Source organism: Fictibacillus nanhaiensis, from assembly GCF_019801215.1.
GTDB classification, from domain to species: domain Bacteria; phylum Bacillota; class Bacilli; order Bacillales; family Fictibacillaceae; genus Fictibacillus; species Fictibacillus nanhaiensis_C.
Genome location: NZ_JAHVJO010000003.1, coordinates 356,077 through 372,163, shown reverse-complemented (window position 1 = coordinate 372,163; position 16,087 = coordinate 356,077). Strand labels below are relative to the sequence as shown.

General features: G+C 40.8%; 13 protein-coding genes. 12 read left to right on the top strand and 1 reads right to left on the bottom strand.

Features of this window, described 5'->3' with window-relative positions; genetic code table 11:
- Positions 1-123 precede the first annotated feature (123 nt).
- The 3 genes from KUV80_RS14875 to KUV80_RS14865 all read left to right on the top strand — a co-directional run bounded on the left by KUV80_RS14875 (position 124) and on the right by KUV80_RS14865 (position 5,232).
- The gene (locus KUV80_RS14875) at positions 124-2,244 is read left to right on the top strand and encodes a YhgE/Pip domain-containing protein (protein WP_222463517.1); all 2,121 of its coding nucleotides are present in this window, start codon (positions 124-126) and stop codon (positions 2,242-2,244) included.
- A 290-nt stretch (positions 2,245-2,534) separates the two neighbouring features.
- Positions 2,535-3,680, top strand: coding sequence for a betaine/proline/choline family ABC transporter ATP-binding protein (locus KUV80_RS14870; protein WP_222463516.1), 1,146 nt, complete (start codon positions 2,535-2,537; stop codon positions 3,678-3,680).
- Positions 3,673-5,232, top strand: coding sequence for a glycine betaine ABC transporter substrate-binding protein (locus KUV80_RS14865; RefSeq protein ID WP_222463515.1), 1,560 nt, complete (start codon positions 3,673-3,675; stop codon positions 5,230-5,232). The genes KUV80_RS14870 and KUV80_RS14865 overlap by 8 nt, the downstream gene beginning before the upstream one ends.
- A 218-nt stretch (positions 5,233-5,450) precedes the next feature.
- Here the strand turns inward: KUV80_RS14865 and KUV80_RS14860 are convergent, their stop codons facing one another.
- Positions 5,451-6,173 (bottom strand): amino acid ABC transporter ATP-binding protein, encoded by a 723-nt coding sequence (locus KUV80_RS14860; RefSeq protein WP_222463514.1) that lies wholly within the window; start codon positions 6,171-6,173, stop codon positions 5,451-5,453.
- A 208-nt stretch (positions 6,174-6,381) separates the two neighbouring features.
- On the opposite strand from KUV80_RS14860, the gene KUV80_RS14855 reads away from it, so the two are divergent.
- The 9 genes from KUV80_RS14855 (at position 6,382) to paaA (ending at position 16,085) form a co-directional block, all read left to right on the top strand.
- On the top strand, positions 6,382-7,368 hold the full coding sequence (locus tag KUV80_RS14855; protein ID WP_222463513.1) for a LacI family DNA-binding transcriptional regulator: 987 nt from the start codon (positions 6,382-6,384) through the stop codon (positions 7,366-7,368).
- Positions 7,369-7,424: 56 nt separating this feature from the next.
- Positions 7,425-8,726, top strand: coding sequence for an ABC transporter substrate-binding protein (locus tag KUV80_RS14850; protein WP_222463512.1), 1,302 nt, complete (start codon positions 7,425-7,427; stop codon positions 8,724-8,726).
- Positions 8,727-8,888: 162 nt separating this feature from the next.
- The gene (locus tag KUV80_RS14845) at positions 8,889-10,217 is read left to right on the top strand and encodes a carbohydrate ABC transporter permease (RefSeq protein ID WP_222463685.1); all 1,329 of its coding nucleotides are present in this window, start codon (positions 8,889-8,891) and stop codon (positions 10,215-10,217) included.
- Between the two features lie 30 nt (positions 10,218-10,247).
- Positions 10,248-11,075, top strand: coding sequence for a carbohydrate ABC transporter permease (locus tag KUV80_RS14840; RefSeq protein ID WP_222463511.1), 828 nt, complete (start codon positions 10,248-10,250; stop codon positions 11,073-11,075).
- Between the two features lie 109 nt (positions 11,076-11,184).
- On the top strand, positions 11,185-11,514 hold the full coding sequence (locus KUV80_RS14835; RefSeq protein WP_222463510.1) for a YmaF family protein: 330 nt from the start codon (positions 11,185-11,187) through the stop codon (positions 11,512-11,514).
- Positions 11,515-11,656: 142 nt separating this feature from the next.
- Positions 11,657-12,391, top strand: coding sequence for an MBL fold metallo-hydrolase (locus KUV80_RS14830; protein ID WP_222463509.1), 735 nt, complete (start codon positions 11,657-11,659; stop codon positions 12,389-12,391).
- 28 nt (positions 12,392-12,419) lie between these two features.
- Positions 12,420-13,409 carry a lipoate--protein ligase gene (locus KUV80_RS14825; protein WP_222463508.1) on the top strand — a complete coding sequence of 330 codons (990 nt, stop codon included), beginning with the start codon at positions 12,420-12,422 and terminating at the stop codon, positions 13,407-13,409.
- A 310-nt stretch (positions 13,410-13,719) separates the two neighbouring features.
- Positions 13,720-15,048: a phenylacetate--CoA ligase family protein gene (locus KUV80_RS14820; protein WP_222463507.1), complete on the top strand. Its 1,329-nt coding sequence runs from the start codon at positions 13,720-13,722 to the stop codon at positions 15,046-15,048.
- 71 nt (positions 15,049-15,119) lie between these two features.
- On the top strand, positions 15,120-16,085 hold the full coding sequence (paaA, locus tag KUV80_RS14815) for a 1,2-phenylacetyl-CoA epoxidase subunit PaaA (protein ID WP_222463506.1): 966 nt from the start codon (positions 15,120-15,122) through the stop codon (positions 16,083-16,085).
- Positions 16,086-16,087 lie beyond the last annotated feature (2 nt).

Sequence of the window (16,087 nt, the reverse complement as noted above, 5' to 3'; positions counted from 1 at the left end):
GTTGTGACCAGTTTTCATTTTTGGTCAGTTCTTTAAAAGCAGACTTTAAGGAGTCTCTTTTTTTGGAACAAAATGACTGTTTGACCGAAACGGTCATTTTGTATAGTTAAAGGAGTGAATTCATTGTTTGATTCTATTGGGGAACAGTTTAAAGCAGTCTTTCGAAACAAAAAAATCGCCATCCCCGTATTGGCCGTTCTTTTTATACCTGTGCTGTACAGCGGGATGTTTTTATGGGCATTTTGGGACCCTTATGAAAAGATGGAAGATTTGCCGGTTGCTATAGTCAACCTTGATGAAGGGTATGAATATAACGGAAATAGTTTAACTGTCGGTGATGAGTTTGTTGAAAAACTAAAAGAGAATCCGCAGTTTAATTGGAAATTCGTAAGTAAGGAAAAAGCAAAACAAGGACTCGAACAAAATGAATATTATATGATGATCGAGATTCCCCATGACTTTTCAGAAAATGCAACATCTTTATCTGACAGCTCAGATAAAAAGCCAGAAATTATTTATTCACCAAATGCAGGCTTTAACTTCTTAGCAGCACAAATTGGTGGAACTGCAGTTGATAAGATGAAAGAAAGCCTATCGAACGAACTTACCAAAACGTATGCTGAAGTCATGTTTGATCAAGTAGAGCAGTTAGCCGGCGGTTTGGAAAAAGCCGCAGACGGGTCGAATCAAGTTACAGACGGTCTTAAGAAAGCGGCTTCTGGAAGTGGTGAACTTGCAACTGGCATGGAAGAGAAAACGCCCCAGATCAATGAACTTAAAAAGGGTGCAACTCTTTTTCAGTCAAAATTAACCGAGTTTGATAGCGGAATCGATAAACTGCTTGCGGCTCATAAACAGCTTGCAGCTGGTCAAAGTCAACTGAGTAACGGTGCACAAGCCCTAAAAGGCGGAATTGACCAGGCGACAGCAGGATCAGAAAAAATCAAGGACGGTAGTCTTGCCCTTCAAGGCGGTGCTGCTAAGTTATCGAGTGGTGCGAGTGCACTTGCTGGTTCTGTGAATGAATGGAACGCAGGGGCGCAAAAAGCCACAGCAGGATCAAAACAACTAGAACAACAAATTCATGCATTGATACAAAACCAAGGCAATATGTCTGACGAAGAGATGGCTGCATCATTAAAGCAGCTTGCAGCGATCAGCAATGGCGTTAATAACGGTTTAGATGACGTAACTGCAGCATCCGGCAAGATTGCAGGAGGAGCAAATGAGCTTTCAGACGGTGCTAAAAAGCTTAGCGATTCACAAACCGCTGTTGCACAAGGAGCAGAACAGCTTCATAACGGTCAGCTTAAATTAGTTGGCGGAGTTGATCAGCTTGTGAGCGGTCAAGCAAAGCTTAATGAAGGCACTGAAACGTTTCAATCTAAGTTAGGCGAAGCAGCAGCTGGTTCACAACAGTTGTTAGCTGCCAGCGGTAAGATTGCAGATGGAACGTCAACCATTTCGTCAGGATGGCAAGAGGTTACAGATCACGTGCAGGAGATTCACAACGGGGAACAAAGACTTCTTGATGGAAGCAGCAAGCTTTCGTCTTCACTTAGTGAAGCAGCAGACAAAACAGGAGAACTTGACCCAGACAGCAAGATGTTTGAACGAATTGCCAACCCTGTCTCTGTAAAAACAAAAACCTTCTCAGATGTTCCAAACTATGGAACTGGTTTTGCTCCATACTTTTTATCACTTGGACTTTTTGTCGGGGCGTTATTGATGTCTATCGTATTTCCTTTACGGGATAAAACAGGGAATCCGCGCTCAGGGTTAGACTGGTTCGCAGGGAAGTTTTCTTTCCTAGCTGCCGTAGGTGTCGTTCAAGCTTTGATAGCAGACGCCGTTTTATTGCTAGGGTTAAATATTCAAGTTAGCAATCTGCCTGGTTTTATACTACTGAGCATCATTACAAGTCTTACATTTTTAGCGCTCGTACAGCTATTCGTAACCTTATTAGGTGATCCTGGACGATTTGTAGCCATCATCATCTTAATTCTTCAGCTCACTACGAGTGCCGGAACATTCCCAATCGAATTGGTACCGAATGGTTTGCAAGTTTTTAATGCATGGCTTCCGATGACTTATTCAGTTTCAGGATTCAAATCGGTTATTTCAAGCGGAGATATGACCAGCTTTGCCTTAAATACATGGATATTAATTGGATTCATGGTCGTTAGTATGATTGGAACGTGGATATACTTTGCAGAACAGTTTAAAAAACTAAAAAGAAATTGAAGGAGCTTAATCGCTAAAGCACTTGGAATGTATGTCCATGTGCTTTTTTATGTGCACGATTATTTCATATATCCTCATTTTTTTGGATTCAGAATAAAAACTCGTGAATTCATGCAAAAATTTTTGGATTTGAGGGCAAAACATTAGGAATCCTAAAAAAATGGCTGAACTTTCATAGATAATCAACTTCCGCTTGAAAAAGACGTTTTTTAGCAAGCAAGCAAGGGAACTATAATAATTGGACATTCTAAAGGATGCAGCTTATTTTACGTAAAAAGGAGAGAACCACTTTGATTACTTTCAAAAACGTAGGAAAAACGTTTCCTGACGGTTTTGAGGCCTTGAAGAACATTGACTTTCAAATTAAAAAAGGAGAGTTAGTCACGCTGATTGGGCCTAGTGGTTGCGGTAAAACGACAACCATGAGGATGATAAACCGTTTGATCGAACCATCAAAAGGGACTATTTTAATTGATGGGGAAGACATTGCAAACCAAAACCCCGTTGAGCTGAGAAGGAATATCGGATATGTTATTCAGCAGATTGGACTTCTGCCTCATATGACGATTGAAGATAATATTTCACTCGTACCTCGATTAAAAGGTTGGAAGAAAGAAGAATATGAGGGCAGAGTCGATGAACTGCTTGATTTAGTAGGGTTAGATCCAGCCACATTTAAAAAGCGGTATCCTTCTGAGCTAAGCGGAGGTCAACAGCAGCGTATAGGAGTTATTCGTGCGCTTGCAGCAGAACCGCCAGTTATTTTAATGGACGAGCCGTTCTCTGCGCTAGATCCTATCAGCCGTGAGCAGCTTCAAGATGAACTAGTTAGTCTTCAAGATTCCATTAAGAAAACGATTGTTTTTGTTACCCATGATATGGATGAAGCGATAAAAATAGCAGATCGAATCGCGATAATGCAGAATGGTGAAATTGTTCAGTTTGACACTCCTGAAAAGATTTTGCGACATCCTGCTAATGACTTTGTAAAAGGATTCATTGGAGAAGAACGATTAAATACAAACGCTTCTGCCCCTTCAGCAAGAGATTTGATGCTGCAGAAGCTTGTTACAGCTAAACCGACAAGAGGATTAGCTGAAGCGTTAAAAATGATGAAAAAGCATACGGTAGATAGTTTGCTTGTTACAGATCAGAAAGGGAAACTGCTAGGTGTGGCAACCCTTGAAACGATAGAAAAGCATTTTCATGAGGAAGATAAGACCGTTCAAGATATTATGAATCACGAAGTAGTAACGGTACCTGTAGATGCTTCTTATACAGAAGTTGCAGAGATTTTCGCAGTAAAAAAAGTAACTTCCATTCCAGTTATGGAAGAAGAACAGGTCGTTGGGTTGATAACACGGGCAACGATGATGAGAGGTCTTGCAGGATTGCGCATAGGAACTCCTCTAGAAGGAGGACCTGAACATGGATAACCAAAACTTTTTTACAACGTTTTTAAATACTGTTCAATCGAGATGGCCTGAAATTTTGATTGGATTGCAGCAGCATTTGTTTTTATCCTTTGTTTCTATTTTTATAGCAACGATTATTGCGATTCCGTTAGGGATTTTTATATCAAGAAGAAAATCTATCGCTGAACCTGTAATTGGTGTAACGGCGGTCTTCCAAACCATTCCTAGCTTAGCGTTGTTTGGATTTCTATTGCCATTCTTCGGGATCGGCAACATCACGGCCATTATTGCGTTAACGGTTTATGCGCTTCTGCCGATTTTGCGTAATACGTATACAGGGATTACAGAGGTTGATCAGTCAGCAGTTGAAGCAGGACGAGGAATGGGAATGACCAATACTCAGATTCTGCGAATGATTGAATTGCCACTCGCACTTCCGATTATTATGGCAGGTCTTCGCACAGCAACTGTCCTTACGATTGGAGTGGCTACGCTTGCTGCATTTATTGGTGCAGGCGGATTAGGAGATCTTATTTACCGGGGTCTTTCTACAACTCGTAATGAAATCGTATTAGCGGGTGCCATTCCAGCGGCTCTGTTAGCTATTTTATTTGACTTTATTTTAAAACGGATTGAAATCGCTACACAGCCAAGGGCAAAGAAACGCTTTTCTTGGAAGAAGACTTCATGGATTTTAATTCCGGTGGCAGCACTCGTTATTTTCTTCATCTATCGCGGGACAACGACGGAAGATGCCATCGTAATCTCGGGTAAAAAATGGACAGAGCAATATATTCTTCCACACATCATGGCAGAGTACATTAAAGAAAAGACAGACTATCCTGTAGTGATTAAAGAAGGAATAGGAGAAACCCCGATTTTAACGGAAGCCCTTAAAGCTGGTGATATCGATATGTATGTGGAATACACTGGTACAGGATTATTAACCATCTTAAAAGAGGAATACAAAGAAGGTATGAATCCTGACAAAATCTATGAAAAAGTGAAGCAAGGGTATAGCGAAAAATATAACCTGCAGTGGATGTACCCTTTAGGTTTTGAAAATACGTACACGGTTGCAATGAATCAGGAAGCGTACGATCGAATCGGAGTGAAAACGATCTCTGAGCTGTCACCAAAATCAAACCAAGTTACATTTGGGGCACCAAGTGAATTTTATGAGCGAGAAGATGGATATAAACCGTTCGCCAAAGCGTATAATTTAAACTTTAAGAAAAAGGTCAGCATCGACCCTAACCTTATGTACACGGCAGTAAAAGAAGGAGAAGTTGATACGATTTCAGCCTTTACGACAGATGGAAGAATTACACGATTCAATTTAAAGACGATAGAAGACGATAAAAAATTCTTCCCGCCGTATGATGCCATTCCAATTGTTCGAGATGAAACGCTAAAAGAGTATCCAGAGCTTGAAAAAGTGTTGAAGGAGCTAGAAGGCGCAATAACTGTTAAAGACATGCAGGAGATGAACGCGAAGGTTGATATCGATAAAGAAAATCCAAGTGAAGTGGCACAAGACTTCTTAAGAAGTAAAGGGTTAATCAAAAAGTAATCGTAAATTAAACCGATTGAGGCGGTTACTTCGTAAAAACACTCATTCGTTCCAATCACATTGTAATCGTCAGGAATGAATAGAAATCATCCAAAGTAAAAAGGGCCAGTTAAAAACAAGAACATCGCATGAAAATTACACGCGATGTCCTTGTTTTTTATTTAAAAGGAAAAACGGTAAAAATATACTGGTTCTTCAATGTCCACCCAATAATGGACTTATAGTACCTTACTCAAGAATAGTTTTGTACGTTCATGCTGCGTGTTACCGAATAGCTCAGAAGGTATATTTTCTTCGACGATATATCCGCCATCCATGAAAATCACACGATCACCGACTTCACGGGCAAATCCCATCTCATGCGTAACGACGACCATCGTCATTCCTTCACGAGCAAGATCCTTCATAACCTCTAATACTTCACCGACCATCTCAGGGTCTAATGCTGACGTTGGTTCATCAAACAGCATGATTTTCGGATCCATCGCGAGAGCGCGTGCGATCGCAACACGCTGCTTTTGTCCACCGCTTAATTGTGAGGGATAAGCGTTTGCTTTATCTTGAAGCCCGACTTTTTCTAATAATGCTAGCGCTTTTTGTTCGGCATCTTTTTTGTTCGAATTTTTCACCTTAAGTGGAGCAAGGGTTACATTTTCTAATACCGTTTTATGGGGAAAGAGGTTGAATTGCTGAAATACCATTCCGACTTCTTCCCGAATTTTATTAATGTTCGTTTTGGGATCCGTAATGTCTGTTCCGTTAACTAAAACTTGACCACCTGTTATATCCTCCAGTTTATTGATACACCGAAGAAACGTACTCTTCCCCGAGCCAGAAGGTCCTATGACACAGACAACTTCCTGTGGTTTTATTTCTGCATTGATGTCCTTCAGTACTTCAAGCTCACCAAAGGACTTTTTTAAATTTTTTACTTTAATCATCCGTCCGGCTCCTTTCAAGAATAACAATCGTTTATGTATTTTATCATAAGTTCGTTCGTTTCCGATGATCTCCTGCTTGGACACACGACCTTAATCACGAAACTTTCTGAAAAAAGGCATTGACCTGAAGTTAGAGGGTAACTTATACTCGATTTATGAAAACGATTTCATGAATTCGATTCCACATTGTTTTTAAGAGGAGATTCTGATGGCAACCATTCAAGATGTGGCGAAATTAGCCGGATTATCTCGGACGACCGTTTCGAGGGTAATCAACCAGCATCCATATGTAACTGAAGAAAAAAAACGACTTGTTTCTAAAGCCATGGAAGAACTGAATTATGTTCCTAATTCATCTGCAAGAAGATTGCGAAGGCAACAGACGGAAACGATTGCTGTCTATGTTCCGCGAATCACGAATCCATTTTTTAGTCATTTGGTTGAAGTGATGGAAAAAGAGGCGGGTAAAAAAGGCTATCAGCTAATCTTGTGCCAAACGCGATACAAAAAGGAGCAGGAACGTAACTTCTTAGAGCTCTTAAAAACGAAGCAAGTAGACGGTTTGATCTTAACGTCAATCGAAAATGACTGGGGTCAGATTGAACCTTATTTGTCATATGGACCGATCGTTGTATGCAACGAATATACCGATACGGCCGAAGTCCCTATTGTGTTCCTAAATCAGATCGAAGGCGGGTACATAGGAACAAAACATCTGATCGATAAGGGATATACAAAGCTTGGATTTTGTTCCGGTGATCACAAAAGTTCAAGAGTGGCTTACGACAGAAAGGTTGGTTTTTTAAAAGCAGTTGAGGAAGCGGGTCTGCTAATGAAAGATGAATGGTTTTTCCGCAATGCTTACAGTGTCCAAGATGGCTTGAATACGTTTAAAGCTTTGGAGAAACTGGATGATCCGCCACAGGCTCTGTTTACTGGAAGTGATGAAGTGGCAGCAGGTCTTGTGAAAGCTGCGAAAGATGCGGGATGGAGAGTACCTGAGGACTTAGCTATCATAGGCTTTGACAATCAGCCTCTTGCAGAACTTATGGAGCTAACAACGGTAGAACAACCCATTGAAACGATTGCCCGTAACGCGATGGAGTTGATGATTGAATCTATTCAATCCAAAAGGCGTCCCGTAAGAAAAGAAGTAATCTTGCCGCTTCGTTTGATTGAACGGACTTCAACTTAAAAATTTTTAAAATGAAATGAAATCGTTTACAAAACAGGAGAGTAGGGGGAAATAAAATGAAAAAGCTTAAGAATATCTCGAAAGTGATTTCTGCATCGCTAGCGCTTTCACTTGTGCTTGCAGCTTGCTCAGACAAAGAGGAAGGCAGCAGCAATAATTCCGGCGGCGATAAAGACGAGAAAGTAACGATCGTTTATGCACGTGGTAAGGATGACACACAAGGGACTAAAGCGATGGTGGAAGCTTTTGAAAAAGAAAACCCTAACATTAAGGTGAAATTTAAAGAAATGCCAGCGGATACCGGGAAGCAGCATGATGCTTACGTAACAGCATTTAACGCGAACTCAGATGAGATCGATGTGATTGATCTGGATGTTATCTGGCCAGCAGAGTTTGCACAAGCTGGGTTCTTGATGCCTCTAGATCGATTTATCGAAAAAGATGGCGTAGATCTTGATGCTTATAACGAAGGGGCATTAAGTGCTTCCAAGTTCAAAGGAAAGCAGTGGGCACTTCCGAAGTTTATTGATGCAGGAATGCTTTTCTACCGTACAGACCTTGTAGGTGAAGGTGAAGTTCCGCAAACATGGGATGACCTGTTAGCAAAAGCAAAAGAAACAAAAGGACAAGGCGGAACGCAGTTCGGTTACTTGCTGCAAGCGAAGCAATATGAAGGGCTAGTATGTAACGCGGTTGAATTCATCGCTTCTTATGGCGGAAAGATCATTGATGAAAATGGTGAAGTTAAAGTTGATTCTCCAGAGGCAGTTAAAGGAATTTCGAAGCTTGTTGAAATCGTGAACTCTGATGTTGTGCCACAAAACGTTACAACATTTGCTGAGCCTGAGTCTCATACAGCATTCATTAACGGACAAGCTGGCCTAATCCGTAACTGGCCTTATCAATTTGCCTTAGCAAACGATGAGAAGCAATCAAAGATTGTAGGTAAAGTAGGCGTAGCTCCACTTCCATCTGGTGATGCAGGTTCAGCAGCAGCTCTAGGCGGCTGGATGGCTGGTATTAACAAAAACACGAAGCATCCTGAAGAAGCATGGAAGTTCTTAAGCTTTATGGCTGGAGAAAAAGGACAAAAGATCGACGCGATCAAAGGTGGACATGCACCAACGATTCTTTCTCTATATGATGACCAAGAAGTTTTAGAGGCAAATCCATACTTTAAAGAAGAAGGTTTTGTAAATGCTTTAGAAGCTGCTGTATCTCGTCCGGTAGCACCGAACTACCCAGAGATTTCTGACATCATTCAGGTTCAAGTATCCAGCGCTATCGCTAAGAAGATCACTCCTGAAGAAGCGGCTAAAAATATGCAAAAAGAGATTTCAGAGAAACTTGAAAAATAAGCCATGTTTTAGTAGGAAAAGGGCAGGCCTTCTTTAGGATGAAGGCTCCCTTTTCTCTCTATCTGGTATCGATTCCACAGAGTGAAATGGATGGACGTTTCAACGCCCGTCCGTCGATTGCATTCGAAAAGCAAGGAGCTGACCCTTTTGAAACCTAATCTAATGCCTAACAACGAAAAGCCTATTGCAGCAAGAGCAAAGTCGAAATCTAAGAAAAAGCTTTCTGAGCGTTCAATCGGCTATTTCCTTATTGCCCCTTCCTTAATTCTTATTTTAGTTATCGCAATATGGCCTGTTTTTCAATCGTTTTATTACAGCATGTTTGATCTGAGACTAAACAATCCTTCTAAATCTGAAGCGTATGTTTCTTACAAAGTAGATCTTCACACGTACTTAGATAACTTTCCATTCCTGATCAATGCTCTGGAGGAAGAGGCAGAGACCGCATCTGGAAAGACTAAAGTCGAGCTTAAAGAGATTCAGTCCAATTTAGAGAGAATAGATGCAGAGCTAAAGAAAGATAACGATCTTAAAGCTCGTTATGATGAAGTTGACGAAAAACTGATGGTCATGAAGCCAATAAGCGAAGAACTGGCTGTTGCTGATATCGAAAAGGCTGTAGCACTCCAGCTAGAAAAAACAACAAATGAAACGACAGATCGTGTTAGAAAACTTAAAAGTGAGCTGGAAAATCCAGATGATGCAATCGGCTTATCCTCATCATTAAGTGATTCGGTTATCACACCAAACTTTATTGGTTTGAAGCATTACAAAGATAATTTAGCCGATAAGCGGATGTGGAAAGCTATTCAAAATACGACCATCTTTACAGTGATCTCTGTTTTTGTAGAACTCGTTATTGGATTAGCCATCGCGATCCTGATCAATAAGGCGTTCTTTGGGAGAGGTCTTGTTCGGGCGACGATTCTTATTCCTTGGGCGATACCTACGGCGGTTTCAGCTCTCATGTGGAAATATTTATATGATGGACAAAATGGAATCGTGGCAAAAGTATTTGAGGAAATCGGACTGATCGACCGCATGACGGATTTATTAACGAGCAGTAACGGAGCGATGTTCTCGGTTATTTTTGCAGACGTATGGAAAACAACACCATATATGGCCCTTCTTCTTTTAGCAGGATTACAGACTATTCCGAGTTCGTTGTATGAAGCAGCAGCTATTGATGGAGCGAGTAAGTGGAAGCAATTTGTAAAGATTACCTTACCGCTTCTAAAATCAAGCATCCTTGTCGCTTTGTTGTTCCGTACACTTGATGCGTTCCGTGTGTTCGACCTTGTTTATGTTTTAACGGGCGGTGGTCCTGCAAACTCTACAGAAACCATATCAATCCTGGCATATAAAGTAATGTTTAATCAAACCAATTTCGGTGAAGGTTCGGCGTTGGCTGTTATTGTGTTTGTCTGTGTAGCTGTCATATCTATAATCTATATTAAGTTCTTAGGTCGTGACTTATTAAATGATAAATAAAAACGGAAACCATAAAGGAGTGAGCAGGAAATGAACAAAAAAGCAGGTCCAATGTTTTATGTCTTTTTAGCATTGTTTGTCTTCCTTGTCATGTTTCCGTTTTTATGGATGCTGACAAGTTCAATCAAGCCGGTAGCCGAGTTGTTCGGTGACCGAGCCTTCATACCGTTTACGGATAATATGACGTTAGAGAACTATGAATCTGTTTTTGTGAATTATCCTTTTGTAAAATACTTATGGAACAGCTTTGTTGTTGCTTCTGTCACAACACTATATACCGTTCTCGTTGCTAGTTTTGCAGCATATGCGATAGCGCGTTTAAAGTTTAAAGGAAAAACGGTTATTTTAGGAATCGTACTATCCGTTTCCATGTTTCCGCAGATTGCGACCATTTCTCCTATCTATATCGTTTTAAAGAATCTCGGGCTGACGAACAGCTATCTGGGTTTGATCATTCCATACACGACGTTTACTTTGCCTTTGTCGATTTGGCTTCTTGTTACGTTCTTCCGCAAGATTCCATTTGATCTGGAGGAAGCCGCTAAAATTGACGGAGCATCCTTGATGCAGACCTACTGGCGAGTTATTCTTCCACTCGCTATTCCTGGCATATTCACAACAGCAATTCTTGTATTTATCGCTGCGTGGAACGAGTTCCTGTTTGCTTTAACGATTAACACGGATGATGCTTATAAGACGGTTCCGGTTGGTATCGCGATGTTTGAAGGACAGTTTACCATCCCGTGGGGTGAGATTACAGCTGCTACCGTGATTGTCACGGTTCCGCTCGTAATTATGGTACTGGCTTTCCAGCGCCGAATCGTATCGGGATTAACCTCTGGTGCGGTAAAAGAATAGACGTATAAGAGTGATAACCCTGCAGTGATTCATAGCTGCAGGGTTTTAGTTATACAATTTTTTGATCGTACATAGATATAGGTAGAAAAAAGACAAGGGAGGAAATGTTGTGCACGATCATGATATTGAACATATTCGATGGAATAACAGGCAATTGCATGTTCATTCGTATGAGACTCAAACCTCAGTTAATTTCGGTCATTCACACACGGTTGAAGGGGTAACGAATGCAGCAAATAACACGATGGGGCATGTTCATTCATATGAAGGAACAACTACTTTTGATGACGGTCATGTTCACCAATTCTCAGGAACGACTGGGCCGCCGGTTTATACGGGTGATGGAACACATTATCATATGTTTTCCGGAACGACCACCTTTAATGACGGACATACTCATCAATATTCAGGCACAACAGGAAAGAATGTAATGCCTTAGCGAAATGAGGGGTAAACTGACTGTAGAAGCACCGAAAATCTTCGGTGTTTTTTTCTTGAGTTGCTTTTTCTATAAAAGCATGGAAGCTTTCATATGACTTTGATAATCTTAAAGAACAAACATGAAACGGAGGAATTAATTCATGAAACTTACTGTTTTAGGCTATTGGGGTGGGTATCCAGGTGCTGGGGAAGCCACATCAGGCTATTTATTGCAAAGTGAAGGATTTAACTTGCTTATCGATTGTGGTAGCGGGGTGCTCTCTCAGCTTCAAAAATACATAAAGCCAGAACAACTTGATGCCGTAGTTTTGTCCCACTATCACGCAGATCATGTGGCTGACATTGGTGTACTTCAATATAGCCGTCTAATTCAGTCTTTTTTGCAAGAAGGAATAAAGACATTGCCAATCTATGGACATAAGGAAGATGAAGGAGGACTACTTTCGCTTACTTACGCGCAGCATACAAAAGGAATTGCGTATGATCCTTCACGTGAATTAAAAGTAGGGCCATTTACGATTACGTTTCAACTTACAAAGCATGCTGCCGTTTGCTACGCCATGCGTATAACCGACGGTATAAACACAGTCGTTTACACAGCTGACACTGCGTTGGTCCCTGAACTGGTTCCTTTCAGCACACAAGCTGATCTATTGATAGCAGAATGCAATTTTTATAAAGGAATGGATGGAAGTGGTCCAGGTCACATGACATCTGAGGATTGTGGGAAGCTGGCTCAACAATCTGAAGTGAGCCATCTGCTTCTGACACATCTTCCTCATTTTGGTCAGTTGTCACAGCTTGTCACAGAGGCAAAAGAGGTGTATAACAAAAAGATAGAGCTTGCCTCTTCCGGCTGGACGTGGGGAGCTTAATGATAGGGACTGAAAGAGGAGAAATTACATGCTTTTTATTGATAATGAAAATATTACAGACCCAAGAGTGAATCTGGCGATTGAAGAATTCGCTCTAAAGCATTTGGACATCAATGAATCGTATTTGCTTTTTTATATAAATGAACCTTCCATTATTATTGGTAAGAATCAAAATACCGTTGAAGAGATTAATGCGGAATATGTACGTGAAGAAGGTCTTCATGTAGTTCGGCGCCTATCTGGCGGCGGTGCTGTTTATCATGATCTTGGAAACTTGAACTTTAGCTTTATTACGAAGGATGACGGAAACTCTTTTCATGATTTTAAAAAGTTTACCGATCCAGTTGTAAAAGCGTTAAAAAAGCTCGGAGTGAATGCTGAGTTAAGCGGACGCAACGATATTCTTGCAGAAGGTAAAAAGATTTCGGGTAACGCACAGTTCTCAACAAAGGGCAGAATGTTCAGCCATGGAACACTTCTTTTTGATTCTGAAATCGAGAATGTTGTTTCTGCACTGAACGTACGTATGGATAAAATTGAATCGAAGGGCATTAAATCAATTCGAAGCCGTGTGACGAACATCAGAGAACATTTAGATGAAGACATGACGATGGAAGAATTTAAAGAAACACTCTTAACTTACTTGTTTGAAGAGTTAGAATCGATTCCAAAGTACGAATTAACAGAGAAAGATTGGGAAGAGATTCGTAAAATCTCCAGAGAGCGTTATGCGAACTGGGATTGGAACTATGGTAAGTCACCTAAATTTAATGTAGAGCTATCGAACCGATTTGCAGCAGGATCAATCGATGTTCGTCTTCATATTGTAAAAGGAATCATTCAAGAGATTAAGATTTTTGGAGACTTCTTTGGAGTGGGTGACGTGTCAGATATCGAAAACAGATTAAACGGTATCCGTTATGATCGTGATGCGATTGAAAATGTGTTAGAAGATATCGATTTGGTGCATTATTTTGGTAATGTTTCTCGCCAGGAGTTTCTGGATCTTCTATATTAATAAAGAGAAGGCTGATTTATAAGAACACGTCATGTGATCTTGAAGTCAGCCTTTTTGTATTTAGCTCTTCTTCATAAATAATGTTGGGATAAACTTTAGAAAACTAGAGCGTAATTTTATAAAAACGATGTACGAAGAAATTATAGTGGTAGAAATTATCCTCTGCGTACATAACGTTGACAGAAAAATAAATGAAATGATAAGCTAAACATAAATAACATTACACGATTAATTGTCGACGGTATAAAAACGTCATATTTTTTATTCTCAAATGTAATCGCTTACATATTACAAAGGGAGATGAAAATGAATGATCCTCCATCCTAAAGTGGAATGTATGAATCGTGATGAGAAGGAAGAACTTCAGCTGCACCGTTTAAAGCAAACCGTCACTGCTGTTTATGAAAACGTACCTTTTTACAAGAATGCTTTTGATGAAAGAGACATCCAGCCATGTTCCATTGAAATCCTTCAAGATTTGCAAAAACTTCCTTTTACTGTTAAGAAAGATCTTCGGGATCACTATCCTTTTGGACTTTTTGCCGTTCCTCAAGAGCATCTCGTTCGTCTTCATGCGTCTTCAGGAACGAGCGGCAAACCGACTGTAGTTGGGTATACAGAAGGTGACATTGATAGATGGAGTGATATGGTGGCTAGGTCCATCGCCATTGCGGGCGGAGAGCCAGGTCATGTTCTTCATAATGCATACGGTTACGGTCTTTTTACAGGTGGACTTGGGCTTCATTATGGTTCAGAACGGATTGGGATGGTTACAGTTCCTGTTTCAGGGGGCAATACGGAGCGGCAGATTTTACTGATAGAAGACTTCAAGCCTCAAGTCATTTGTGGAACACCTTCATATATTTTAACCATTGCTGAAAAGATGGAGGAACTCGGGCTAAATCCAAAAGCCACCTCATTAAAATATGGGATTTTCGGTGCAGAGCCTTGGTCTGAAGAAATGAGAGCAACGTTAGAAGAAAAGCTGGGAATTAAAGCGATGGATATTTATGGCCTAAGCGAGGTTATGGGTCCTGGTGTAGCGATGGAATGCCACGAGGCACAGAATGGATTGCATATTATGGATGATCATTTTATCACTGAGATCATCAATCCAAAAACGCTTGAACCTATGCAAGACGGGGAGTACGGCGAACTTGTATTTACGAGCTTAACGAAGGAAGCGTTTCCCGTCATCCGTTACCGAACAGGAGATATTGCTTCACTGGATCGTGAGCCTTGCCGTTGTGGCAGAACAACGCTTCGCATGAGCCGTGTAAAAGGCAGAATTGACGATATGATTATCGTACGGGGAGTAAATGTCTTTCCGTCAGAGATAGAAAACTGCCTCTTATCAATAGAAGATATTGTTCCTCATTACCAAGTTCATGTGTTAACAGAAGGTTTAAAAGAACATATTGAACTGCATGTAGAGATGAGTGAAAAGCTTTACGCATTAACGAATGGGAATGAATCACATACAGCTACAGAGCTTTTAAAACAGACAATCAAACAGAAAGTCAAAAACACCTGTCTTGTCTCGTTGGATATTAAAGTGTTTCCACCAAAGGCAATTCCGCGTTCTGAAGGAAAAGCGATCCGAGTGGTTAAGCATGTTCAGAATAAAATGGGTGTTTAACCATTGTTTAAACATATGACGTTATTTTATAATTACGGTAATAAAACGTAATATTACAGGAGGGGATTAACATGACTGTTGGGATGAGCTTTAGTCAACTTAGTGAAGACGAAAAGATGACGCATTTTCTTGATCGTATTAATGCTGGGGAGAAAATTGAACCGGATGATTGGATGCCTGCCGATTATCGTTTACAGCTGATACGTTTAATTTCTATGCATGGCATTTCGGAAATTATGGGAGCGCTTCCAGAGAAAGAGTGGGTACCTAAAGCGCCGTCACTGCACCGTAAGCTTGCGATCATGGCTAAGGTACAGGATGAGATGGGGCATGGTCAATTGCTGCTTCGTGTAGCAGAGGATTTAATGGCACCGCTAGGAAAAACGCGTCATGACATCATGGAAGATCTTTTTTCAGGAAAGTTAAAATTTCACAATGTCTTTCATATGGATGCACCTACATGGGGAGATGCTGGAATCATCGCATGGCTCGTAGATGGAGCAGCAATCATCTCACAAAGCATGATGCTGGATTCTTCTTATGGTCCATACGCTCGGGCGTTAAAGCGTATATGTGCAGAAGAAGTATTCCACGCTCAGCACGGTGAAAGCATTATTTTAGCGATGGCAGAGGGCTCTAAAGAACAACGTGAAATGCTGCAAGACGCACTAAACCGCTGGTGGGAAGCACTCATTATGTTCTTTGGACCAAAATCGGCTAAGGAAACTGGGAACTCCAATGCAGATAAGAACATCATGTATAAGATCCGTACAAAAACGAATGAAGACCTTCGACAAGAATTTTTTACTAAATACATTCCGCGTATTTGGTCACTTGGATTAACAATTCCAGATGAAACGATTCATTTTGACGAAGACAGCCAAATGTGGGTATACAAAGATGCCGACTGGAGCGAATTTAAACAGATCGTTTCAGGAAACGGACCACAATCACAAAATCGCTTGGACTTGCGCCGCCGCTCATACAAAAATAACGAGTGGGTCCGTGAAGCACTGGCTGCTAAAAAGGCGATCTAACA